The sequence below is a fragment of the Pseudolysinimonas kribbensis genome (assembly GCF_030161895.1).
Taxonomy (GTDB): domain Bacteria; phylum Actinomycetota; class Actinomycetes; order Actinomycetales; family Microbacteriaceae; genus Pseudolysinimonas; species Pseudolysinimonas kribbensis.
Genome location: NZ_BSVB01000001.1, coordinates 862,259 through 884,844, shown reverse-complemented (window position 1 = coordinate 884,844; position 22,586 = coordinate 862,259). Strand labels below are relative to the sequence as shown.

The window sequence follows — 22,586 nt, the reverse complement described above, 5'->3', positions numbered from 1 at the left end:
GGTTGTCGGCGGCGAGGTCGTCGGTGCTCGACTGCGGCTGCAACGCGACCGCGAACAGCACGCCGGTGACCACGACGGCCACGAGCACCAGCGCGATCCAGGGCCCGACCCGCCGGCCGGTGCGGCGCAGCGTGGGGGTCTCGATCACCACGGGGCCGGAGGCCGACGCCGTGCTCATCGCACCGTCTCCGCGAGTTCCTGGAGCGACTCGGCGTGCTCGGGCCGCGCGTCGCGCAAATCGGCCTCGAGCATCCGGATGCGCTCCCACTGCTCGACGGTGCCGGCCGCGCCGAGGTAGCGCACGCTCTCGAAATCGCTCGCGCCGACGCCCAGCCGCCCGGCCGCGACCGGGAACGCCTCGCCCGCGCCGCGCGCGAAACCGCGGGCGGTGGTCCCGGGGAAGCTCGAGACGACGGCGCGCTCGTCCAGCCTCCGGGCGAGAGCGCGGAACATGTCGGCGATCGCCGTGGCGTAGTCGCCCGCGGCGGCGGCGCGCGCGGCATCGCGGCGCAGCGCGTCGGCATCCCGATCGTCGTCCTCGCCGAAGAGCTCGCCGCCGGCCCTGCTGCGCCGGTTGAGGCGCGGCGCGCCGTACTTCACGAACACGATGACGAGGATGGCGGCGAGCGCGGCGATCCCGAGGACCGACACCAGCCCGCTGACGTCGGGGAACCCGCGCGGTCCCGACGTCGGGACGATGCTCTGCAGCCAGTCGAGGAACGACCGCAGGATCTGCTCGAACAGCCCGGGCCTGCCGGCCTGGTACTGCGCCTTCGACAGCTCCTGCTCGAGCCAATACTGCGCGACCGGGGCGCTCGGGTCGACCGGCACGTCGATCCGCACCCACGGGGCGATCATGCGCGCTCCGGCCGGCGGAAGGGGTCGGGAAGACCCGCCCGCGAGCCCGGGGGTGCTCGACGTAGCGCGCGAGCTCGAGGTCGAGCCCCTCGCGGCGCATCCGGAGGTCGACGTACAGCAGCGCGGTCGTCGCGGTCGTGAGCACGACGCCGACCGCCGTGATGAAGGCCCCGACCAGCTGGCTCACGAGGGTCGTCACGATGAGCGCCGTGCGCTCGGACTCCTCGGTGAGACCGTTGGGCAGCAGCAGCGGGATCGCGAACTGGATGAGGAGGTTCAGCGGGAGCATCAACAGTCCCTGCGCGAAGCCGACCATGACCGAGACGAGCAACCGGATGCCGAGCACCCGCCAGAAGCCCCCGCGCGTGAGCCGCCAGGCGCGCGTCACGGCCGACCGCATCCGGAGCCGCTCGACGACGAGCGTCGCGGGCACGAAGGCGAGCCGGGTCGTCAGCCAGAACCAGAGCACGAGACCGCCGGGGATCGCGAGCACCGTCAGCAGGACGGCCACGGCCGCGCCGACGCCGCCCCCGCGACGCCGATGCCGATGATGACCCCCGTGACCCCTCCGACCGCGACGACGGTGGCCGCGGCGATCAGGAGCGCCCACCCCAGCACGGCTCCGCGTCGACCCGTCGTGCGGCGCCAGATCGCCCCGCCGCGTCGGCGTTCGCCGACCGTGGCGCCCGCGACGGCGAGCGACACGACGGCGAGCACGAGCTGCGTCGCCGCCAGGTTGAGCACGCTGCCGCCGGCGAAGCCCACGACCGCGCTGCCGAGCCCGTCGAAGAGCGCGCCGGCGGACGCCGTGTCGTCGGACCCGACCGCGAACACGGTGGACAGGAGGAGAGCGTGCCGAGCGCCTGCACGACGGCGACGGCGAGCGAGACGAGCAGCGCGGGACCGTAGACGGCGAGGGCGTTGCGGCGCAGGATGCCGAACGCGCCCCCGATGACGGCGCCGAGCGTCAGCGGTCGCAGCGGCACGAGCCCCGGGCGCGGCGGCGGCGTCCAGCCGAGGGCCGGCGGTCCGGGCGGCGCGAGCAGGGGTGCGGGGGCGGCGGCGGAGCGGGCGGGCTCGCGGAGGCGACCGGGGGCTCCCACTGCCGGTCGTCGGTCACTGCGCTCCTGCCGTTGACTTCCCCTCACGAGGCGGGCATGGCTCACGTTACCCTGGTGCGAAAGATCGGCGAGGTGGATGAACGCACGGATCCTGGTGGTGGACGACGACCCCTCGATCGCGGAGATGATCGGCATCGTGCTCCGCGGTGAGGAGCTCGAGCCCGAGTTCGCCGACGACGGCGCGAGCGCCCTCGTCGCCTTCCGCGAGCGGCGGCCCGATCTCGTGCTGCTCGACGTCATGCTGCCGGGCATGGACGGCATCGAGGTGTGCCGCCAGATCCGCGCCGAGAGCGGCGTGCCGGTCATCATGCTGACCGCGCGCGGCGACACCGCCGACGTCGTCAAGGGGCTCGAATCCGGGGCCGACGACTACGTCGTGAAGCCCTTCAACCCCAAGGAGCTCGTGGCCCGGGTGCGCGCGCGGTTGCGCCCCGCACTGCCCGAGACCCCCGAGTCGATCCGGATCGGCGACCTCTCCATCGACGTCGCCGGCCACGAGGTGCGCCGCGGCGCGACGCGCATCAACCTCACGCCGCTCGAGTTCCAGCTGCTCCTCGCGCTGGCCGCGAAGCCGCAGCAGGTGTTCACCCGCGAGATGCTCCTCGAGCAGGTCTGGGGCTACCACTACAAGGCCGACACCCGGCTCGTGAACGTGCACGTGCAGCGGCTCCGGGCCAAGGTGGAGGCCGACGCCGACGACCCTCAGATCGTCACCACCGTCCGCGGGGTCGGGTACCGCGCCGGCGTCGCGACCTGACGCGCGCCGCCGCCTGCCGGCGTGCTGGCCCGGGGCTCGGCTTGCTGGCCTAAGGTCTGGGCATGCGATTCGACTGGCGGGGATGGCTGGAGCGCCTCGTGCGCGTCTGGCGCCGGTCGCTGCGCGTGCGCGCGGTCGCCGTCACGCTCCTCCTCTCCACGGTCGCGAGTCTCGCGATCGGGGTCTACATCGCCGTGAGCGTGCGCGGCAACCTCTTCGATCAGCGCCGCGAGCAGATCGTGGCCGAGGCCGGTCGCGCGACAACTGCGGCGCAGAGCGTCTTCACCCAGTCCTCCGCGTCCGACGACCCCACCGACATCGACGACGCGGGGGATCGGGCGATCGACGTGATCGTGCAGGGCGTCTCGACGCACCCGCTCATCGCGCTGCAGCGGGCGCCCGGGCTGGGCGGCATCCCGGCGCTCGAGGATCGACAGAGCCCGGCGTTCTCCGACGGCATGGTGAGCGACGCGCTGCGGGCGGCCGTGCGCACGGGCGGCCTCGACAAGGTGTCGTGGCAGTCGATCGGGCTCGTGGACCCGAAGACCGGCGCCACCTCGCCGGGGGTCACCACCGGGTCGCTCGTCGACATCCCGGGCGCCGGACGCTACGAGCTGTTCCTCGTCTACGACCTCGGCGACGTGCAGAACACGCTGAACTTCGTGCAGGGCACCCTCGCCCTCGGCGGGATGGCACTCGTCATCCTGATCGGCGCGGTGGCGTACATCATCGTGCGGCTCATCGTGGGTCCGGTGCGCGAGGCCGCCGACACGAGCGAGAAGCTCGCCGCCGGCCAGCTCGAGGAGCGGTTGCCCGAGCGCGGCGACGACGAGCTCGCGACGCTCGCCCGGTCCTTCAACCGGATGGCTGACAGCCTGCAGCACCAGATCTCGCAGCTGGCCGACCTGTCGCGGCTGCAGCAGCGGTTCGTCTCCGACGTCTCGCACGAGCTGCGCACGCCGCTCACGACCATCCGGCTCGCGGGCGACGTGCTGTACGACCACCGCGAGGAGTTCCCGCCGGCGACCAAGCGCACGGCCGAGCTGCTGCACGCGCAGACCCAGCGCTTCGAGGTGCTCCTCGGCGACCTGCTCGAGATGAGCAGGTACGACGCCGGCGCCGTGCAGCTCGACATCGAGCCGACCAACCTCGTGCGCCTCGTCGAGGACGCGGTCGAGTCGGTGCAGCCGGTCGCCCAGGAACGCGGGACGGCGGTACGCGTCATCGCCCCGGGCGGCTACTTCGAGGCCGAGGTCGACGCGCGTCGCATCCGCCGCATCCTGCAGAACCTGCTCGGCAACGCGATCGACCACGGCGAGGGGCGGCCGATCGACGTGCACGTCGACAGCGACGCGGACGCCGTCGCGATCGCGGTGCGCGATCACGGCATCGGGATGTCGGCCACCGAGACCCAGCGCGTGTTCGACCGGTTCTGGCGGGCCGACCCCTCGCGCCAGCGCACGATGGGCGGCACCGGCCTGGGTCTCGCGATCGCGCAGGAGGATGCGACGGTGCACGGCGGTCTTCTCGAGGTCTGGTCGGCGCCCGAGCAGGGCTCGTGCTTCCGTCTCACCCTGCCGCGGCGTCGCGGCGATGTGGTGCACGGATCGCCCATCGAGCTGCCGCCCGCCGAGCCCGCCGACACGATCGAGGCCGCGTCGTGAGGCGCCGGATCGCGGGGCCGGCGACCGGGCTCGTCGCCGCGCTCGTCGCGCTCGTCGCCCTCGCCGGCTGCGTCACGATTCCCACCGGGGGCGGCGTGAGCACCCAGCGCATCGAGCAGGACCAGGGCGGGGACGGCACCATCCGGGCGGTGAGCGGGCCGGACAAGGGGATGACACCGAGCGAGATCGTCGCCGGCTTCGTGCGCGCCGGTGGCGGACCGCAGGGCGGCTATCAGGTCGCCAAGGAGTACCTCACGAGCTCCCTCCAGTCGACGTGGAAGCCGGGGGCGTGGACCCTCATCAGCGACACCCCAGTAGCGCCGGAGGCCGACCTGTCTCCGACCGCCGCCGCCGCCGACTTCTCGGTCGGGCTCGAGGTGGTCGGTCTGATCGACGCGACCGGGGTGTACACGGCGCAGAGCGCGGCTCAGCGGGAGCTGTCATTCCATCTCGTGAAGCAGAAGGGGCAGTGGCGCATCGACCGGGCGCCCGACGGCACGGTGCTGCGCACCCGCGACCTCGGCTCGATCGCCCGGCCGTACGACCTCTACTTCTTCGACCCGGGCTACGACTACCTCGTGCCCGACCTCCGCTGGTTCGCCGACCTGGGCGGCGACGGCAACCTGCAGCGGATCGTCGGGGCTCTGCTGGCGGGACCGGCCAAGTGGCTCGCCTCGCCCGTCGTCGTGTCGGCGTTCCCCTCCGGCACCCAGCTCGGCGGCCCGCCCATCGCGGACTCGGGTGAGATCACCGTCGACCTCAGCTCGGGAGTGGCCGATGCCGGCGCCCTCCAGCAGGCCCGGATGCTGCAACAGCTCACCTGGAGCCTGCGCGCCCTCGACGTGCACGCGGTCTCGATGACCGCGAACGGGCTCGCCGTGCCCGCGACGGAGGGCTCGTCCGCCAACGGGTCGCCGAGCGTCACCTACGAGGCCATCGGATCCGATGGCAAGGTCTTCGGCGCCGTCGGTGCGACCGGCGTCAACGCGCTGCCCTCGATCGGCGCAGATGTGCAGTCGCTCGCGCCGACGGCGGTGACGCTCGGCCATGACCGCACCACGGCGGCCGTGCTCGGCACAGGCGGGGTGAGCCTGGTGACGCCGGACGCGCATCCGGTCGTCGACGCACGCAGCGGCCTGCTGGCTCCCGCGCTGGATCCCGAAGGGTACGTTTGGAGCGCGCAGGCCGATCCCGGATCGCTCATCGCCGTCCGCGGCGACGGCCGACAGCACGCCGTCCCCCTCACGGTCGACGGGCGCCTGGTCTCGATCGCGGTCTCGCGCGACGGCACCCGCCTGCTGGCCGGTCTCGCCACCGACACCGGGTCGCGGCTCATCGTGCTCGGCATCCAGCGCGACAAGGATGGGGCGCCCACCGGATTCGGCACCCCGCTCGAGGTGGCCGTCGACTCCTCGCGCCCGATCATCGACGCCGCCTGGGTCGACGCCGGCTCCGTCGCCGTGATCTCCGGCGAGCCGTCGGGACTGGACGAGATCACCGAGTACGAGCTCGGCGGGCTGGCCACGCCGCACGGTGTCGTGCGCGCGGCGCGCTCGCTCGCGGCGGGGGCGACCGGATCGGGCTTCGACGCGGTGCGCGTGCTGCTCGCGTCCGGTCAACTCGATCAGCCGAGCCTGGGCGACGACTGGCAGGCGACCGGCGCCAAGCTCACCCTCCTCGGCACGCAGCAGTAGCAGGGCATCCACCGATCTCCGCCGGCGTCCCCGCGGTGCCCGCCGGGTCGGCCAGAGTCCCGCCATGCCCGAGACACCGCTGCGCGCCGCGCTCCTCGACGCCGCCGCGCTGCTCCTGCCGGTCGTATGCGCGGGATGCGGTGCCGACGATCGCGCCCTGTGCGGCGCGTGCATCGCAGCCCTCGCCCCCGTGCCGCGTCGTCGGGTGCTCGCCGACGGCACCGCGGTGCTCGCCGGGCTGGGGTACGAGGGCATCGCGCGCGAGGTGATCGTCGCGATGAAGAGCGACCGTCCCGGTCTCGCCGGGCGCCTGGCACCGGCGCTGATCGCGGCGGTCGCCGCGGCTCGCGCGGAGGCGGTCGAGGGCGGCGCGGCCGACGGCGTGCTGGAGCTCTGCGCCGTGCCCTCGACGCGGCGTGCTCGCCGTCGTCGCGGATACGACCCGGTGCGCCGCACCCTCGCGGCCGCCGGATTCCGGGTCGCGCCGGTCTTCCGCGCGGCACGGCCGCATCCCGCCCAGAAGACGCTGAGCGCGACCGCGCGGGGCAGCCACCTCGCGGGCGTCTTCGTCGCGCGAGGGCCTCTCGACGGCCGCCGGTTCCTGCTCGTGGACGACGTCGTGACGACCGGCGCCACCCTCATGGCCGCGGCCGACGCCCTCCGCGAGGCGGGCGCGCAGGTGCTCGCCTACGCCGCCATCGCGTCGACGCCGCGGCGTGTCGCCGGGTTCGGAGGCGATGCTGCGACGACTCATCGCAACCCCTCAGGCCCCGCCGGGTGACACGGGGGCCCCGCGGACTAGCGTGGCCCGAAAGGCGTGGAACCGCCTGATCGGCAGTCCCCACGCGAGAGCGCGAGAGCGAAGGAGGCTGCGATGGACATCACGATCACCGGTCGTGGAGTGGGGATCCCGGACCGGTTCGAGGACTACGCCACCGAGAAGGCCGACAAGGTCTCCGCCCTCGCGGAACGGGCGCTCGCCCTCGAGATCCGGGTCTGCCGCCACCACGAGAAGTCGAGCGGCGCGAACGGCGACGACCGCGTCGAGCTGACCCTCATCGGCCCCGGACCGATCGTGCGCGCCGAGGCGGGCGCCGCGGACAAGTACGCCGCATTCGATCTCGCCCTCGAGAAGCTGATCGAGCGCATCCGGCAGGCGAAGGACCGCCGCAAGATCCATCGCGGGCAGCACCGCCCCGCCTCGATGCGGGAGGTGACCGGCAACGGGCGGGTCGCCGACGTCGTCCCGGCGAGCATCGACGTGCTCGAACGCGTCTCCACCGGATCGATCGCCGTGCTCGAGGACGAGCACGAGGACGAGCCGTGGAGCCCGGTCGTCATCCGGCAGAAGGTCTTCCCGGCCGAGCGGATGACGCAGGAGGAGGCCGTCGACCGCATGGAGCTGGTCGGCCACGACTTCTTCCTCTTCGTCGACGCCCGCACCGACCGGCCCAGCGTGGTCTACCGGCGGGTCGGCTGGGACTACGGAGTGATCTCGCTTCAGGAGGAGTGACGCCCCGCCTCAGGTTGCGACCGCTCCTCATTGGTAGAGTCACCATCTGGTAACGGCCGCCTCCTCGGCGTGCCCGGATGTCTGGAGATCCCGTTGGCCAATCCCCTCGAGAGGGTCCTGCGCGTCGGCGAGGGCCGCACCCTGCGTCGCCTGAAGAACTACGCGACGGCGGTCAATCACCTGGAGGAGTCGTTCGAGGAGCTGAGCGACGAGGAGCTCACCGCCGAGACGGTGCAGTTCCGCGAGCGCTACGGCAACGGCGAGTCGCTCGAGGAGCTGCTGCCGGAGGCGTTCGCCGCCGTGCGGGAGGCCTCCAAGCGCACGCTGGGCATGCGTCACTTCGACGTGCAGCTCATGGGCGGCGCGGCCCTGCACCTCGGCAACATCGCCGAGATGAAGACCGGTGAGGGCAAGACGCTGGTCGCGACGACCGCCGCCTACCTCAACGCGATCGCGAGCCGCGGCGTGCACGTCATCACGGTCAACGACTATCTCGCGAGCTACCAGTCGGAGCTCATGGGGCGCGTGTACCGGGCGCTCGGCATGACGACGGGCGTCATCCTCAACAACCAGGACCCGGCGGAGCGCCGTGAGCAGTACGCGGCCGACATCACCTACGGCACGAACAACGAGTTCGGCTTCGACTACCTGCGCGACAACATGGCGTGGTCGGCGAGCGACATGGTGCAGCGCGGCCACCAGTTCGCGATCGTCGACGAGGTCGACTCGATCCTCATCGACGAGGCGCGCACCCCGCTCATCATCTCGGGCCCGGCGTCGGGCGACGCGAACCGCTGGTTCACCGAGTTCGCCTCGATCGCCCGGCGCCTCGTCGACGGCGAGGACTACGAGGTCGACGAGAAGAAGCGCACCGTCGGCGTGCTCGAGCCCGGCATCGAGAAGGTCGAGGACTACCTCGGCATCGAGAATCTGTACGAGTCGGCGAACACCCCGCTCATCTCGTTCCTCAACAACTCGATCAAGGCCCGCGCGCTGTTCAAGCGCGACAAGGACTACGTCGTCATGAACGGCGAGGTGCTCATCGTCGACGAGCACACCGGCCGCATCCTGGTCGGGCGCCGCTACAACGAGGGCATCCACCAGGCGATCGAGGCCAAGGAGGGCGTCGAGGTCAAGGCCGAGAACCAGACCCTCGCGACCGTGACCCTGCAGAACTACTTCCGCCTCTACACGAAGCTTTCCGGCATGACCGGGACCGCCGAGACCGAGGCGGCGGAGTTCATGTCGACCTACAAGCTCGGCGTCGTGCCGATCCCGACGAACAAGCCGATGATCCGCAAGGACCAGTCCGACCTCGTCTACAAGAACGAGACCGCCAAGTTCGATCAGGTCGTCGAGGACATCGTCGGGCGCCACCGCGAGGGCCAGCCGGTGCTGGTCGGCACCACGAGCGTGGAGAAGAGCGAGTACCTCGCCCGGCTGCTGGCCAAGCGCGGGGTCAAGCACGAGGTGCTGAACGCGAAGAACCATGCGCGGGAGGCCGCGATCGTCGCGCAGGCCGGCCGCCTGGGCGCCGTGACGGTCGCGACCAACATGGCCGGCCGCGGCACCGACATCATGCTCGGCGGCAATGCGGAGTTCCTCGCCGTGGCGCAGCTGCACGAGAAGGGCCTCAGCCCCGTCGAGACGCCCGAGGAGTACGAGGCCGAGTGGGACAGCGTGTACGCCACGGTCAAGAAGCAGGTGGAGGTCGAGGCGCAGAAGGTCATCGACGTCGGCGGGCTCTACGTGCTCGGCACCGAGCGGCACGAATCGCGCCGCATCGACAACCAGCTGCGCGGCCGATCCGGGCGTCAGGGCGACCCCGGCGAGAGCCGGTTCTACCTGTCCCTCGAGGACGACCTCATGCGCCTGTTCAACGCGGGCGCGGCGCAGGCCCTCATGGGGCGCGGCAACGTGCCCGACGACCTGGCGATCGAGTCGCGGGTGGTGAGCCGTGCCATCCGGTCCGCCCAGTCGCAGGTCGAGGCGCGCAACGCCGAGATCCGCAAGAACGTGCTCAAGTACGACGACGTGCTCAACCGCCAGCGCGAGGCCATCTACGGCGACCGCCGGCACATCCTCGAGGGCGACGACCTGCACGAGCGCGTGCAGCGCTTCCTCACCGACGTCGTCGACGAGGTCATCGAGGAGCACACCGCCGAGGGTCAGAGCGACGAGTGGGACCTCGACGCGCTCTGGACCGAGCTGCGCACCCTGTACCCGGTGTCGATCACGCCGGACGAGGTCGTCAGCGAGGTCGGCACGAAGGGCCGGTTGAGCGCGAAGGCGCTCAAGGACGAGGTGATCTCCGATGCGAAGCTCGCCTACGCCCGCCGTGAGGAGCAGCTCGGCTCCCCGGCCATGCGCGAGCTGGAGCGGCGCGTCGTGCTCTCGGTGATCGACCGTCGCTGGCGCGACCACCTGTACGAGATGGACTACCTCAAGGACGGCATCGGACTGCGCGCGATGGCGCAGCGCGATCCGCTCGTCGAGTACCAGCGCGAGGGTTTCTCGCTCTACCAGTCGATGATGGGCGCGATCCGCGAGGAGTCGATCGGCTTCCTCTTCAACCTGGATGTCGAGGTCACCGGCCCGGACGGCACGGTCGAGGCCCGCGGCCTCAGTGCCGCCGAGCAGCAGGCGCTGTCGTACTCGGCCCCGTCGGACGACGCGTCCGGTGAGGTGGAGGTGCGCGACCAGAGCGGCCGGCTCGAGCGCGGGGCGACCGAGCGCGCGCAGCGCCAGGCGGCCTCGTTCGAGGACGCGGTCGCGCCGCCGACCGAGGAGCAGGCGCCGCAGGGGGTCAGTCCGGCGGCCAGTCCGGTGGCCAGCGCGCGGGCGGTCAGCAGGCCGGCTCGGGGCGCGGTGCGTTCGGGCAGCGTGCCGGCAACGGCGAGGCGGCGCCCATGAACCGCGCCGAGCGCCGCGCGCAGCAGAAGCGCCGCTGACGCGGGGCCCGAATCCCAGCCGTGAAGCTCCGGCCCCTCGTACGACGGGTCGGAGCCACGTCACTTCTCCGGACGGTTCGCTGTGGGCGGCGCCGATCCGCGCCGCCACGACTACAGCACGGCGCCGATCCGCGCCGCCGCGACTACAGCACGCTGATCGCGGTCGCGCGCCAGCGCCGGTCGAGACCCTCGAGCCGGATGGCGACGGCGCGCGAGCGCGCCCGGTTGTGCACGACGACGACCGCCTCGACGACGCCGTCGCGCGGTTCGCACACGCGCACCGATCCGAGACGGAACGCCGGGCGAGCCACCGGCTGGCCGCGCACCTGGCGGGCGCGGGCCGCGAGCACCACGCGCTTCAGCAGGCTCCGGTAGACGTCGTCGTCGACCCAGCGGGCGATCTGCTCGAGGTCGCGCGCGCCGGCGAGGATCTCGATCACGCAGCGGGTGAGGTTCTCGAGCAGCGGCTGCGGATCGGGCAGCGATCGCGTGGAGGCGGGTTGCTGACCGAAGAAGTCGTCGGTGTCGAGCCGGCCCCGGCTCCTCGGTGCTACCTCGACCCGGATGGGCTGAACGGCCGCCGTGCTCATGTCACCCCCGGTGATCCCGTTTGTCCCCCGACCGGGGTGCCCACACCTAAGCACGACTCACGAAGCGCTGTCGATGGGCAGATCTCCCCTGTGGACAGATCCCTCCCGACCGGCGTTCCGGGTGGCACGGTCGCGGGGTGCGCTGGGACGACCTCTTCGCCGACCTCGAGAGTCAGCTGGAACAGGAGCTCGGCGCCGAGGAGCTCGACGTCGCCGCCGAGGAGGAGCGGCTGCGCCTCGGTCGGCTCACCCTGCGCGACCGGATCGTGGCGTTCTCCGGCCAGCAGATCGTCGTCGAGCTGGTCGAGGGCACGCGTGTGGAGCTGCGGGTCGAGGCGATCGGCCGCGACTGGGTCTCCGGTGCGGCGACCGGCGCGCGGGCGGCGTCGTGCCTCGTGCCCCTCGACGCGATCGCGGGACTGCTGGCGGGCGCGACGCCCGTCGCCGGGGCGCTCGAGCCGACGCCCGAGCGCCCCGACGCCCTCTCCCGGCGCCTCGGCCTGTCGTTCGTGCTGCGCGACCTGTGCCGCCGGCGCTGCCCGGTCGACGTCACGACCGCCTCCCGCGCGCTGCACGGCACCATCGACCGGGTCGGGCGCGACCACGTCGACCTGGCCGAGCACGACCCGGGTGAACCGCGCCGGCCGGGCGCGGTGCGTGCGGTACGGATCCTGCCCTTCGCAGGCATCCGGATGCTGCGGTTCTGAACGCGGTGTCTCAGTCGCGCCCGGCGAACAGCTCCGGCACGTCGGCGAACTCCGCCTGGTGCCAGAGCCCGCGGCGGCGGTTCTCCTCGTACTTGTCGGCGATGTAGTCCTCGAGGCGATCGCGCTCGATGCGCCAGTGCCCGCTGGTGCCGACCTTGATCGCCGGCAGCTCTCCGGAGCGCACCAGCGCATACGCCTGGCTCGCCGAGATGTTCAGGATCTCGGCGGTGTCGGCCAGGGTCAGGAACCGTCCCAGCCCGCGGGGATCGCCGTCGGATGCCGTCATGACAGCGATTATGGGCGCCGGGGAGGCCGGTGACCGGAGTGTGGATAACTCCCGGGATGCCCGCGCTGTGCGGGCGAGCATGGTCGCCATGTCCGCTCCCGCTCCCGCCTCCACGACCCGCCGCCGGCGGTTCGCCGACCCGCGGCTGTTCATCGGGCTCCTGCTCGTCGCGGCCTCGGTCGCCGCCACCGTCGGGATCGTCGCGTCCGTCGACCGGCGCACCGAGGTGTACGCGGCGGCCGGTCCGCTCGAGCCGGGGCAGCGCATCGACGCCTCCGACCTCGTGGCGCGCGGCGTGGCGCTCGACGGCTCGGACGCGCTCTACCTCGGCGTCGGCGACATCCCGCACGGCGGCCTGGTGATCACGCGTCCGGTCGCGCAGGGCGAGCTCGTGCCGGCGTCGTCCGTCGGCCGCCACGCGGACGCCGACGACACCTCGCTCGTGCTGCGGCTCGCGACGCGGGTCAGCGGTGCGGTGAAGGCGGGGGCCCGGGTCGACGTGTGGTCGGCCGCTCCCGTGACGGCGCTCGCCGTGACGACGGACGGCGCCGACCCCGACGGCGACGGCATCGCCCCGCCGTCGGTCATCGTCTCCGACGCCACCGTCGTCCGGGTGCTCGACGGCGATCAGACCCTGACCGCGGACCATGAGGGCAGCGTCGTCGAGGTGCGCCTGCCGCGCTCCCGCGTCGCCCGCGTGCTCGCCGCGATCGCCGCCGGCGACGACCTGGCGATCGTGCCCGCCGGCCTCGGCCTCTCGGACGCGCCGTGAGCGACGTCGCCCTCGCGCTGCCGCTCGCCGAGGAGGAGGCGCTCGCCGCCGACGCGGCGCGGCACGGACACCGGGTCGTCGCGCGCTGCTCGGGCGGCGACGAGCTCGCCGGCCGCCTCGCGACGACGGCGCCCGACCTGGTGGTCTGCGGCGCCGGACCGCAGTACCTGGGGCGCCCGCTGCTCGACGCGTGCGACCGGCTCGGCGTGCGGCTCGTGGTGATCGCGTCGGAGCCCTCGGAGCGGCGACATGCCGCGGGACTGGGGGTGCTCGACGTGATCGAGGGCCCGGCGGGCTGGGAGGCGATCCTGCCGCGCGGGGGCGGGGCGGCATCCGGAGCGGACGACGCCGACGAGGTCGACGAGCGCACCACGCTGCGCCCCCGGGACGGCGCGTGGATCGCGGCACCGTCGTCGCGGTGTGGGGCCCGGTCGGCGCGCCGGGGAGGACGTCCATCGCCGTGGCGCTGGCCGCGGAGCTCGCCGCCGGCGGCGGGGCCGTCGCGCTCGCCGACGCCGATACCCATGGCGCGTCCGTGGCGCCTGCGCTCGGGCTCCTGGACGAGGCGCCCGGCTTCGCGGCCGCCTGCCGCCTCGCGCCGACCGGCGGCCTGACCGGCGCGGAGCTCGACCGCATCGCGCAACCGCACGGCGCCGGTGCGCTCCGGGTGCTCACCGGCATCGGCCGCGCGAGCCGCTGGCCCGAGCTCGGCGGCGACCGCGTCGAGGGGGTGCTCACGGCGCTGCGGGCGTGGGCGCCGATGACGATCGTCGACACGGCGGCGAGCCTCGAGCAGGACGAGGAGCTCTCCAGCGACCTCGCCGCGCCGCGACGCAATGCGGCGACGATCGCCGCGCTGCGGGCCGCCGATCGGGTGGTCGCGGTCGCGGCGGCCGACCCGGTCGGCCTCGCCCGCTATCTCCGCGTGCACGCCGACCTGCTCGAGCTGGTCGACCCGGATCGCGTGGTCACCGTGGTCAACAAGGTGCGCGCCGGCGCGATCGGGCTGGGTCCTGGGGCACAGGTGCGGCAGACCCTCGCCCGCTTCGGCGGTGTGCGCGACCCGCTGCTGGTGCCCTGGGATCCGGCCGCGTTCGACGCCGCATTGCTGAGCGGGCGTCCGCTGCCGGATGCCGCACCCCGGTCGCCGGCGACGGCCGCCATCCGCGAGCTGGCGGCGCGCGTCCGGCCCGAGGGCGACGGCGGTGTCCGGCCCTCACCGGGGCGCCGGCGCCGACCGTGGGCCCGGCCGTCGGAGTCGAGACGCACGGCTTAGTCTTTTCAGCATGTCGACCCTGTCCGAACTCGCCGTCGCGCAGGGTCGATCGGAGGCGGACGTCGAGTGGCTGCACCTGCTCGTCGCCGATGCCCAGCTCATCGCCGACCTCGCGTTCGCCGACATCGTGCTGTGGCTGCCGACCTCCGACGGCGGCTTCATCGCCGCGGCGCACTCGCGCCCGTCGTCCGCCGCGACCCTCTTCTACCGCGACTTCGTGGGTCAGCCGATCAAGCCGGAGTGGCGTCAGCAGGTGTCCGATGCGTTCGCGACGGGCGGGATCATCGACACCGCCGCGCCCGACTGGTACGAGGAGACGCCGACGCGGGTGCGGGCCGTGCCGGTCGTCCGCCGGGCGTCCGGCGGCGGCGCTGCCGCGCAGCACACGCCGATCGCCGTGCTCACGCGGCACAGCAACCTCAGCGAGGCGCGCACGCCGAGCCGGCAGGAGCTGACCTTCAACCAGTGCGCCAACGATCTGTTCGCGATGATCGCGTCGGGCGACTTCCCCGACCCGGGCGCGCCATCCGGACCCCGGCGCGGCGCGCCCGCGCCGCGGACGGCCTCATCCGGCTTGACCTCGACGGTGTCGTCACGTTCGCGAGCCCCAACGGACTCTCGGCCTTCAACCGGATGGGCTTCCAGGGCGAGCTCGAGGGCGAGTCCCTCGCCGAGGTGACCACCCAGCTGCTCGAGGGACGGCTCATCGTCGACGAGTCGTTGCCGCTCGTGGTCACCGGCCGCGCGCCGTGGCGCACCGACATCGAGGCGCGCGGCGTGACGGTCACCCTGCGCACCATCCCGATCCGGCACCACGAGGAGCGGATCGGCGCGATCGTGCTCGTGCGCGACGTCACCGAGGTCCGGCATCAGGAGCAGGAGCTGATCACCAAGGACGCGACGATCCGCGAGATCCACCACCGCGTCAAGAACAACCTGCAGACGGTCGCGTCGCTGCTGCGCATCCAGAGCCGGCGCGCGCACAGCGACACCGCGCGGGAGGCGCTCACCCAGGCCATGAGGCGGGTCGCCGCGATCGCGGTGGTGCACGACACCCTGAGCGAGGGGCTCAGCCAGAACGTCGACTTCGACGATGTATTCGACCGCGTGCTGCTGCTCATCGCCGAGGTCGCGTCGACCCACAACACGACCGTGCATCCCACGAAGAAGGGGAGCTTCGGCGTGCTGCCGAGCGAGTACGCGACGCCGCTGGCGCTCGCGCTCACGGAGCTCGTGACCAACGCCGTGGAGCACGGCCTCGCCGGCCGGGATGGCACGGTCGAGATCTCGGCCAAGCGCAAGGATCGCCAGCTCATCGTCAAGGTGCGTGACGACGGCGTCGGCCTGCCCGAGGGTCAGGTCGGCTCGGGGCTCGGCACCCAGATCGTGCGGACGCTCATCCAGGGCGAGCTCGGCGGGACGATCGACTGGCACACCCTCGAGGGGAGGGCACCGAGGTCACGATCGAGGTGCCGACCCTGTGGCTGCAGAAGCCCTGACGCGCCGGGTGCGGCGTCGCGCCTTCCGCCGCGGGGAACCGATCATCCGTTTGCCATCCGATCGCACCCGCGCGGGCGACACCGGATGGCAAAAAGGCGATCGGTTGTGCGAGCGGCGCGCTAGCTGGCGCGGCGCGCGCGAGCGGCGCGACGCTTGAGGGCACGGCGCTCGTCTTCGCTCAGGCCGCCCCAGACGCCCGAGTCCTGGTTGGTCTCGAGCGCGTACTGCAGGCACTGCTCCGTCACGGAGCACCGCGCGCACACCGACTTCGCCTGGTCGATCTGGTCGACCGCCGGCCCCGTGTTGCCGACCGGGAAGAACAGCTCGGGGTCCGCAGTGAGGCACGCGGCCTTGTCACGCCAATCCATGGTGGGGTGCTCCTCTTGTTGCTCTGACGCGAGCGCGAGGCACCGGATTCTGGTTGCTGCCGCGCGCAGCTGATAGGGAATCCGTAGAGGTGGGGGAATGATCTGCGGACTCACCTACCGCGTTGTAGGCGTCACATCAACCGCAGACAGCGTTACATACTTGAAACACCGAATCAATAGTTTCGAATAGGACAACTCTGTGAATGCCCCGCAACGACCGGCGCTGCTCTGGGTGCTGGCGGGACTCCTGACGCTCGAGTTCCTGCTCGTGGCCGTGCTCGCGGTGCTGTCGATCGTGTCCGTCGGCACCGGCGATGCGGGCGGAGTCGGCAGCGGGATCGCGCTGGCCGTCATCGTGGTCATCGCCGCGGTCTGGCTGGGCGCGATGGTGATCGGAACGCTGCGTCGTCAGGCCTGGATCCGCGCCGCCGCCATCGTGTGGCAGATCATCCAGATCGCGGTCGGCATCGGCGTGCTCGTCGGACCGGATGCGCAGCCGCTGCTCGGCTGGCCGCTGGTCGTCGTCGCCATCGTGGCGTTCATCCTGCTGTTCACGCCGACGATCGTGAACGCGACACGACGCCGCGGCGACACCGCGATCTGACCCACCGGCTGCGCGGCGAGCCCGAGCTTCTTGCGCAGGGCCGCGACGTGGCCGGTCGCCTTGACGTTGTACAGCGCCAGCTCGATGCGTCCCTCCTCGTCGATGACGAACGTCGAGCGCAGCACCCCGGTGACCGTCTTGCCGTACATCGACTTCTCGCCCCAGACCGCGTACGCCTCGTGCACGGCGCGGTCCGGGTCGCTCAGCAGCGGGAATGTGAGGTGGTCGTTCTCGGCGAACCTCTTGTTCTTCGCCGGCAGGTCGCGCGAGACGCCGATCACGGCGTAGCCCGCCGCGGCGAGCGGGTTGAGGCTGTCGCGGAAGTCGCACGACTCGGTCGTGCAGCCCGGCGTCATGGCCTCCGGGTAGAAGTAGAGGATCACCTTGCGGCCGCGGAGACCGGCCAGCGCGAGGGGGAGCCGTCCTGGTCGTCGAGGGTGAAATCCGGGGCGGCGTCGCCCGGCTCGAGCCGTGATGCGGCCATGTTCTCCTCCTGTTATTGTGGATCCCTGGCCCAGTCAATCAGGGTCGCGCACCTCTAGCTCAATTGGCAGAGCAACTGACTCTTAATCAGTGGGTTCCGGGTTCAAGTCCCGGGGGTGTACCACTTCTCCTCCGGCGCATGGCTACACTCGCGCCGTGAAGCCGACCGTCGTGCGATTGATCACGCCCGCCGCGGGAGCGGTCCTGATGCTGATCGGGGCCGCGATCCTCCTGGTCCGCCCGGGCGGCGCGCCCGCAGACCACGGCTGGGCCGCGTATGCGCCGCTCAGCCGCACCGTGTTCGTGCCGAGCCTCGTGCCGTATGTTCCGGTCGCGATGGCTCTCGTGCTGATCGGGTTCTGCGCCGTCGCCGGGTGGGTCGGTTTCGAGCTGGGACGTGCGCACCGGGACAACGCGCAGAGCGGGCCCGATTCCGCCCCGTAGGCTCGGAACATGAAGCGAGTTCCCCTGGGTCGAAGCGGCGGGGACGCCGTGAACGTCGTCGCCGGCATGATGCGCATCCCCGACAAGACCGACGACGAGATCCGGACCCTCTACACGGCCGCGCGGGATGCCGGCATCGACTTCTTCGATCACGCCGACGTCTACGGCGGCGAGCTGCACAAGTGCGAGACCCGGTTCGCCCAGGCGCTGAAGCTCAGCCCCGCCGAGCGCGAGCAGATCGTCCTCCAGACCAAGACCGGCATCGTGCCGGAGGGCCCGTACTTCGACTTCTCCTACGAGCGGATCATCGCCGAGGCGGAGGGATCGCTGAAGGCGCTCGGTACCGACTACATCGACGTGCTGCTGCTGCACCGTCCCGACGCCCTGGTCGAGCCCGAGGAGGTCGCGCGTGCGTTCGACGAGCTCGAGAAGGCGGGCAAGGTGCGCGCGTTCGGCGTCTCGAACCACACCCCGCGCCAGATCGACCTGCTGAAGACCGCGGTGACGCAGGACATCGTCGCCAACCAGATCCAGATCTCGATCACCCACGCCCCGTCGATCGCGCAGGGCGTCGCCATGAACATGGACGCGCTCGAGCAGTCCGTGACCCTCGACGGCGGCGGCATCGTCGACTACTGCCGCATCAACGGGATCACCCTGCAGGCGTGGTCGCCGTTCCAGGCGAAGTTCTTCACGGGGGTCTTCCTCGGCAACGACGACTACCCGGAGCTCAACGCCGCCATCGACCGGCTCGCGGCGCACTACGACGTGCCGCCGATCGCCATCGCCGTGGCGTGGCTGACGCGGCATCCCTCGAAGATGCAGGTCGTGCTCGGCACGACGACGCCGCAGCGGGTCTCGGATGCCGCCCTCGGCTCGGACCTGCCGCTCACCCGGGCGGAGTGGTACGAGCTGTTCCGCGCCGCCGGCTACACGGTGCCCTGAGCCGCCCGGCACCCTAGGGCGCGGCGGCATCGTCGCGCCCCACTGTGTCGCCGGATGACGCCCCCGGCGACGCATTTCGCAACGGATCTCAACGTTGCGAAACAGCATTTCGCGTGCGGTGGGCGGCGCGGCCAAGGTGGGGTTCGTCATCCCCCCACCGAGGAGTCAGGCCGCCATGTCCAGTACGTCAGATGCCCCCACCTCCCGCAGCGCTCCACACGCCGCGGTCCCCTGATCGCGATCGTCGCGGTCGCGATCGTCGTCGTCATCGCCGTGGTCGTCGCGATCATCGTGAACATCGCCAAGCCGGCCGACGCCGCCGGCGCCTCGCGCTCGGCGGGCACGCCGACCACGGTGTCGATCGGGGTGAGCGACGCGTCGCAGCCCTACTGGCAGGTCTACTCCGCGCTCGCGAAGAAGAAGCTCGGCGTCACCGTCAAGCTCGTGAACTTCAGCGACTACAGCCAGCCCAACCCGGCGCTGGCGCAGAAGCAGACCGACCTCAACTCCTTCCAGCACGTCGAGTTCCTCGCCGTCTACAACGTCACCAACCACCAGGACCTGCAGCCGATCGGTGCGACGGTCACCGTGCCGTTGCCGCTGTACTCGCTCAGGTACTCGAGCGTGTCCGCCCTGCCCGCGAACGCGAAGATCGCGATCCCCAATGACCAGGTGAACCAGGCGCGCGGCCTGCTCGTGCTGCAGTCCGCCGGTCTGGTGACGCTCAGGGACGGCGGCACGGCGTTCTCGACGATCAACGACGTCGTGTCGAAGAAGGTCGAGATCTCGACCGTCGACGCCGCCCAGACGGCCGGCGCGCTGCAGTCGGGTTCCGTCGACGCGGCCATCATCAACAACAACTTCGCGACGGCGGCCAAGCTGCCCACCGGCGACCGGATCGCCAAGGACGATCCGTCGAGCTCCGCGGCCCGTAACTACGTCAACTTCTTCGCGGCCCGCAAGGCCGACGCGAAGAACCCGCTGTACCTGAAGCTCGCGGCGCTCTACCACGACCCGTCGGTCGAGAAGGCGGTGCAGGAGGCGGACGGCGGTGTCGCCGTGTTCAGCGACGCCACAGCGGCGCAGCTGCAGGCGCAGCTGAAGAAGACCGAGGCCGACGCGCGGGCGGCGGGGGTCGGCAAGTAGTGGGCGACCTCGTTCGGCTGCGCCACGTCAGCAAGACGTACGCGACCCCGAACGGCGTCGTGACCGCCGTCGAGGACCTCTCCCTGGAGGTGCGCCAGGGGAGATCCTCGGCGTGATCGGCTACTCGGGCGCCGGCAAGTCGACGCTCGTGCGGCTCATCAACGCGCTCGAGCGGCCGACCTCGGGCACGGTGCTCGTGGGCGACGACGAGCTCACAGCGCTGCCCGAGCGACGGGTGCGGGCCGTGCGGCGCGAGATCGGGATGATCTTCCAGCAGTTCAACCTGTTCTCCTCGCGCACGGTCGCCGGCAACGTCGCCTATCCGCTCAAGCTCGCCGGGGTCGGGCAGCCGGAACGCGATCGCAAGGTGGCGCAGCTGCTCGACTTCGTGGGCCTGCTCGAGAAGGCCCACGCGCATCCGGAACAGCTCTCGGGCGGGCAGAAGCAGCGCGTCGGGATCGCCCGCGCGCTCGCGACCGATCCGAAGCTGCTGCTCGCCGACGAGGCGACGAGCGCGCTCGACCCGGAGACGACGGCCGACGTGCTCGCGCTGCTCAAGCGGGTGAACCGCGAGCTCGGCGTCACGATCGTGGTCATCACCCACGAGATGGAGGCGATCCGCTCGATCGCCGACCGGGTGGCGGTGATGGATGCCGGCCGCATCGTCGAGCTCGGCGACGTGTACGACGTGTTCGCGCATCCGTCGACCCCGACCGTGGCGCGGTTCGTCGCCACGGTGCTGCACGACCGGCCGTCTCCGGAGACCGTGCAGCGCCTGCGCGCCGCTCACCCCGGCCGGCTGGTCACCATCGCCGTGCTCGACCAGAAGGGCTTCACCGGGCTGCTGTCCCGGGTGTTCGCCGAGCACGGCGTCGAGAACCAGATCGTGTTCGGCGGCATCAGCGAGCTGCAGGAGCGCACGATCGGCGCCCTCACGTACGAGCTGACCGGCGAGCCCGCCCGCATCGACGCCGCGCTCGCCGCGCTCGCGGCGCAGGGCATCGCCCACGACGAGGAGGCGGCGGCGTGAACGACTTCCTGAACGACCTGCCGCTGTTCGTGCAGTCGATCGGCGAGACGCTCCTGACGGTGCTCATCTCGCTGGTCGTGTCGGGTGCCCTCGGCCTGGTGCTGGGCGTCGTGCTCTACGTCACGCGCCGCGACGGCCTGCTGCAGAACCGGGCCGTCAACATCATCGTCAACGTGCTGGTCAACATCGTGCGGCCGATCCCGTTCGTGATCTTCGTCATCGCGATCTTCCCGCTCACCGTCGCCGTGCTCGGCACCTACATCGGCGTGCCCGGCGCGATCTTCGCCATCTCGCTGAGCGCGGCCTTCGCCGTCGCCCGCATCGTCGAGCAGAACCTCGTCGCGGTCGACCCCGGCGTCATCGAGGCAGCGCGCGCCATGGGCGCCTCACCGCTCCGGATCATCGTGACGGTGCTGATCCCGGAAGGTCTCGGCCCGCTCATCCTGGGCTTCACGTTCGTCTATGTCGGCCTCATCGACATGTCCGCCCAGGCGGGCGTGATCGGCGGCGGCGGACTCGGCTCGTTCGCGCTGAGCTACGGCCTGCAGCGCTACAACTACACGATCATCTACATCACCGTCGCCGTGATCATCGTGATCGTGCAGCTGGGGCAGTTCTTCGGCAACTGGCTCGCGCGCAAGGCGCTGCGCCGTTAGCGCGCGGCGCGGCGCTCGAGGAGCTCCTGACCCACCCGGCCATCGGCACCACGCCGTTGAGTTCGTAGTCGCCGAGCTGCTGCGCCCTGTGGATCGCCGGGTTGTGGCTCGCCAAGGTGCGCGCGTTGCGCCAGTGCCGGTCGAGCGCCGCGTCGACGCCGGTCGCGGATGCGCCGCCGACCTCGAACAGCTCGGTCGCCGCGGCGAGCACGAGCGGTAGCACGACCTGCTGCGCACGGAACGCCGCGAGCTGAGCCGCCGTGTGCAGCTCCGGATCGTCGTCGCCCGCCGCGAGCGCGTTGTCGAGCGCGTCGAACCGTTCCGCGACCGCGAGCACGATGCTCTCGACGGCGAACGCGGTCGAGGTCAGCCGGCCCACGAGCGCCTGGACGAGCGGGTCCTCGCGCGGGCTCGAGGCGCCGGGGATGCCGAAGGTGCGGGTGCGCGGACGCACGAACGCCACGGCATCCCGCAGCACGGCACGCGCGATGCCGGCGAGCGCCGACAGCAGCACTGTCTGGAACAGGCCGGTGACGCTCGCGTGCGCGACCGCCTCCTCGTCGCCGAGCCGTAGCACGTGCTCCGGGCGCACCGGCACCTCGTCGAAGACGGTCGTACCCGACCCGGTCATGCGCTGCCCGAAGCCGTCCCAGTCATCGAGGGCCTCGACCCCGGGGCCGCCGAGCTCGACGAGCACCGAGACGTGGTCGCCGTCGAGCGTCGCGCTCGTGATGGTCCAGTCGGAGAAGATCGTGCCGGTCGAGTAGTACTTGCGGCCGGTGAGCCGGTAGCCGTCGCCGTCGGGCCGCAGCTCGGCGGTCGTGCCGGTCGTGGCGCCGCGCTCGGCCTGCGAATTGCCGACGAGCACACCAGTCGTGATGAGCCGGAACCACTCGTCGCGCGACGCCGCCGCCGCGGTGCGCCGCCGCCCCTCGACGAAGGCGAGGTGGCCGCGGAGCGCCTGGGGCAGGTTGGAGTCGGCGGTGCCGAGAGCGATCATCTGCCGCACGGTCTGCGTCATGGTGGCGCCAAGACCGCCGTGCGACTCCGGCACGCGAAGCAGTCCCCAGCCGGCGTCGCGCAGCAAGCCGATCTCGCGCACCGGCATCCGGCGCTCCCGCTCTCGTTCGACGGCGCCCGCCTCGATCTCGGCGAAGACGGAGGCGAACCGCGCGTCGAGGTCGGCGTCGGAGGTCATGTGGGGTGGCTTTCGGACGTGCG

Annotated in this window: 20 protein-coding genes, 1 tRNA gene and 4 pseudogenes; 17 read left to right on the top strand and 8 right to left on the bottom strand. The window is 71.9% G+C overall.

The annotated features are described in order from the left end of the window. Positions 1 to 174: 174 nt before the first annotated feature. The 3 genes and pseudogenes from QQK35_RS04895 to QQK35_RS04885 form a co-directional block, all read right to left on the bottom strand. Complete coding sequence (locus QQK35_RS04895; RefSeq protein ID WP_284253190.1) at positions 175 to 858, bottom strand: DUF4129 domain-containing protein; 684 nt, start codon at positions 856 to 858, stop codon at positions 175 to 177. A gap of 148 nt (positions 859 to 1,006) precedes the next feature. After that, positions 1,007 to 1,291 (bottom strand): annotated as a pseudogene (locus QQK35_RS20245) (hypothetical protein); the annotation flags it as partial. A gap of 62 nt (positions 1,292 to 1,353) precedes the next feature. Next, complete coding sequence (locus QQK35_RS04885; protein ID WP_284253188.1) at positions 1,354 to 1,692, bottom strand: hypothetical protein; 339 nt, start codon at positions 1,690 to 1,692, stop codon at positions 1,354 to 1,356. Positions 1,693 to 2,055: 363 nt separating this feature from the next. On the opposite strand from QQK35_RS04885, the gene mtrA reads away from it, so the two are divergent. From mtrA to secA, 6 genes are all read left to right on the top strand, one after another. After that, complete coding sequence (gene mtrA / locus QQK35_RS04880) at positions 2,056 to 2,736, top strand: MtrAB system response regulator MtrA (RefSeq protein ID WP_284253187.1); 681 nt, start codon at positions 2,056 to 2,058, stop codon at positions 2,734 to 2,736. 62 nt (positions 2,737 to 2,798) lie between these two features. Next, a complete protein-coding gene (gene mtrB / locus QQK35_RS04875) occupies positions 2,799 to 4,400 on the top strand; it encodes an MtrAB system histidine kinase MtrB (protein ID WP_284253186.1) in 1,602 nt (533 codons plus the stop codon). Then, a complete protein-coding gene (locus QQK35_RS04870; protein ID WP_284253185.1) occupies positions 4,397 to 6,094 on the top strand; it encodes an LpqB family beta-propeller domain-containing protein in 1,698 nt (565 codons plus the stop codon). Before mtrB ends, QQK35_RS04870 begins: the two co-directional genes overlap by 4 nt. Before the next feature lie 64 nt (positions 6,095 to 6,158). Further along, positions 6,159 to 6,875 carry a ComF family protein gene (locus tag QQK35_RS04865; protein WP_284253184.1) on the top strand — a complete coding sequence of 239 codons (717 nt, stop codon included), beginning with the start codon at positions 6,159 to 6,161 and terminating at the stop codon, positions 6,873 to 6,875. Between the two features lie 93 nt (positions 6,876 to 6,968). Beyond that, complete coding sequence (gene hpf, locus QQK35_RS04860; RefSeq protein WP_284253183.1) at positions 6,969 to 7,607, top strand: ribosome hibernation-promoting factor, HPF/YfiA family; 639 nt, start codon at positions 6,969 to 6,971, stop codon at positions 7,605 to 7,607. Between the two features lie 93 nt (positions 7,608 to 7,700). After that, entirely contained in the window at positions 7,701 to 10,520 is a 2,820-nt protein-coding gene (gene secA / locus QQK35_RS04855; protein WP_284255602.1) for a preprotein translocase subunit SecA, read from the top strand. 181 nt (positions 10,521 to 10,701) lie between these two features. Here the strand turns inward: secA and QQK35_RS04850 are convergent, their stop codons facing one another. Beyond that, positions 10,702 to 11,148 carry an Rv3235 family protein gene (locus QQK35_RS04850; protein WP_284253182.1) on the bottom strand — a complete coding sequence of 149 codons (447 nt, stop codon included), beginning with the start codon at positions 11,146 to 11,148 and terminating at the stop codon, positions 10,702 to 10,704. Positions 11,149 to 11,285: 137 nt separating this feature from the next. Between QQK35_RS04850 and QQK35_RS04845 the strand changes: the two genes are divergently transcribed. Continuing rightward, positions 11,286 to 11,855 (top strand): hypothetical protein, encoded by a 570-nt coding sequence (locus QQK35_RS04845; RefSeq protein WP_284253181.1) that lies wholly within the window; start codon positions 11,286 to 11,288, stop codon positions 11,853 to 11,855. Positions 11,856 to 11,865: 10 nt separating this feature from the next. Here the strand turns inward: QQK35_RS04845 and QQK35_RS04840 are convergent, their stop codons facing one another. Beyond that, positions 11,866 to 12,141: a helix-turn-helix domain-containing protein gene (locus tag QQK35_RS04840; protein ID WP_284253180.1), complete on the bottom strand. Its 276-nt coding sequence runs from the start codon at positions 12,139 to 12,141 to the stop codon at positions 11,866 to 11,868. Between the two features lie 88 nt (positions 12,142 to 12,229). Here QQK35_RS04840 and QQK35_RS04835 point away from each other — a divergent pair, with 88 nt between their 5' ends. The 4 genes and pseudogenes from QQK35_RS04835 (at position 12,230) to QQK35_RS04820 (ending at position 15,688) form a co-directional block, all read left to right on the top strand. Beyond that, a complete protein-coding gene (locus tag QQK35_RS04835) occupies positions 12,230 to 12,913 on the top strand; it encodes a hypothetical protein (protein WP_284253178.1) in 684 nt (227 codons plus the stop codon). Next, positions 12,910 to 13,527 carry a hypothetical protein gene (locus tag QQK35_RS04830; RefSeq protein ID WP_284253177.1) on the top strand — a complete coding sequence of 206 codons (618 nt, stop codon included), beginning with the start codon at positions 12,910 to 12,912 and terminating at the stop codon, positions 13,525 to 13,527. Before QQK35_RS04835 ends, QQK35_RS04830 begins: the two co-directional genes overlap by 4 nt. Then, positions 13,449 to 14,189: a MinD/ParA family ATP-binding protein gene (locus QQK35_RS04825; protein WP_284253176.1), complete on the top strand. Its 741-nt coding sequence runs from the start codon at positions 13,449 to 13,451 to the stop codon at positions 14,187 to 14,189. Before QQK35_RS04830 ends, QQK35_RS04825 begins: the two co-directional genes overlap by 79 nt. A gap of 10 nt (positions 14,190 to 14,199) precedes the next feature. Next, positions 14,200 to 15,688 (top strand): annotated as a pseudogene (locus QQK35_RS04820) (sensor histidine kinase). 120 nt (positions 15,689 to 15,808) lie between these two features. Here QQK35_RS04820 and QQK35_RS04815 read toward each other — a convergent pair. Together QQK35_RS04815 and bcp are read right to left on the bottom strand one after the other, a co-directional pair. Continuing rightward, positions 15,809 to 16,057, bottom strand: a complete 249-nt coding sequence (locus QQK35_RS04815; RefSeq protein ID WP_284253175.1) for a WhiB family transcriptional regulator — start codon at positions 16,055 to 16,057, stop codon at positions 15,809 to 15,811. Positions 16,058 to 16,675: 618 nt separating this feature from the next. Then, positions 16,676 to 17,145, bottom strand: a pseudogene (gene bcp, locus QQK35_RS04810) (thioredoxin-dependent thiol peroxidase); the annotation flags it as partial. 48 nt (positions 17,146 to 17,193) lie between these two features. On the opposite strand from bcp, the gene QQK35_RS04805 reads away from it, so the two are divergent. From QQK35_RS04805 to QQK35_RS04780, 6 genes and pseudogenes are all read left to right on the top strand, one after another. Then, positions 17,194 to 17,268: transfer RNA gene (locus tag QQK35_RS04805), tRNA-Lys, on the top strand. Positions 17,269 to 17,300: 32 nt separating this feature from the next. After that, a complete protein-coding gene (locus QQK35_RS04800) occupies positions 17,301 to 17,588 on the top strand; it encodes a hypothetical protein (protein ID WP_284253174.1) in 288 nt (95 codons plus the stop codon). A gap of 9 nt (positions 17,589 to 17,597) precedes the next feature. Further along, the gene (locus tag QQK35_RS04795; protein ID WP_284253173.1) at positions 17,598 to 18,533 is read left to right on the top strand and encodes an aldo/keto reductase; all 936 of its coding nucleotides are present in this window, start codon (positions 17,598 to 17,600) and stop codon (positions 18,531 to 18,533) included. Between the two features lie 273 nt (positions 18,534 to 18,806). Next, on the top strand, positions 18,807 to 19,679 hold the full coding sequence (locus QQK35_RS04790; protein ID WP_284253172.1) for a MetQ/NlpA family ABC transporter substrate-binding protein: 873 nt from the start codon (positions 18,807 to 18,809) through the stop codon (positions 19,677 to 19,679). Continuing rightward, a pseudogene (locus QQK35_RS04785) lies at positions 19,679 to 20,709 on the top strand (methionine ABC transporter ATP-binding protein). The gene QQK35_RS04790 and the pseudogene QQK35_RS04785 overlap by 1 nt, the downstream one beginning before the upstream one ends. Continuing rightward, positions 20,706 to 21,365, top strand: coding sequence for a methionine ABC transporter permease (locus QQK35_RS04780; protein ID WP_284253171.1), 660 nt, complete (start codon positions 20,706 to 20,708; stop codon positions 21,363 to 21,365). The pseudogene QQK35_RS04785 and the gene QQK35_RS04780 overlap by 4 nt, the downstream one beginning before the upstream one ends. On the opposite strand, the gene QQK35_RS04775 is transcribed toward QQK35_RS04780, so the two are convergent. Beyond that, the gene (locus QQK35_RS04775) at positions 21,298 to 22,563 is read right to left on the bottom strand and encodes an acyl-CoA dehydrogenase family protein (RefSeq protein WP_284253170.1); all 1,266 of its coding nucleotides are present in this window, start codon (positions 22,561 to 22,563) and stop codon (positions 21,298 to 21,300) included. The two genes, QQK35_RS04780 and QQK35_RS04775, sit on opposite strands and share 68 nt — an antisense overlap. Positions 22,564 to 22,586: the final 23 nt, after the last annotated feature.

Excerpts from the sequence above, each read along its gene's own strand:
- QQK35_RS04795 (WP_284253173.1), top strand. The coding sequence starts at position 17,598 with ATGAAGCGAGTTCCCCTGGGTCGAAGCGGCGGGGACGCCGTGAACGTC.
- mtrB (WP_284253186.1), top strand. The coding sequence starts at position 2,799 with ATGCGATTCGACTGGCGGGGATGGCTGGAGCGCCTCGTGCGCGTCTGG.
- QQK35_RS04840 (WP_284253180.1), bottom strand. The coding sequence starts at position 12,141 with ATGACGGCATCCGACGGCGATCCCCGCGGGCTGGGACGGTTCCTGACC.
- hpf (WP_284253183.1), top strand. The coding sequence starts at position 6,969 with ATGGACATCACGATCACCGGTCGTGGAGTGGGGATCCCGGACCGGTTC.
- QQK35_RS04865 (WP_284253184.1), top strand. The coding sequence starts at position 6,159 with ATGCCCGAGACACCGCTGCGCGCCGCGCTCCTCGACGCCGCCGCGCTG.
- QQK35_RS04835 (WP_284253178.1), top strand. The coding sequence starts at position 12,230 with ATGTCCGCTCCCGCTCCCGCCTCCACGACCCGCCGCCGGCGGTTCGCC.
- QQK35_RS04895 (WP_284253190.1), bottom strand. The coding sequence starts at position 858 with ATGATCGCCCCGTGGGTGCGGATCGACGTGCCGGTCGACCCGAGCGCC.
- QQK35_RS04775 (WP_284253170.1), bottom strand. The coding sequence starts at position 22,563 with ATGACCTCCGACGCCGACCTCGACGCGCGGTTCGCCTCCGTCTTCGCC.
- QQK35_RS04815 (WP_284253175.1), bottom strand. The coding sequence starts at position 16,057 with ATGGATTGGCGTGACAAGGCCGCGTGCCTCACTGCGGACCCCGAGCTG.
- mtrA (WP_284253187.1), top strand. The coding sequence starts at position 2,056 with ATGAACGCACGGATCCTGGTGGTGGACGACGACCCCTCGATCGCGGAG.
- QQK35_RS04850 (WP_284253182.1), bottom strand. The coding sequence starts at position 11,148 with ATGAGCACGGCGGCCGTTCAGCCCATCCGGGTCGAGGTAGCACCGAGG.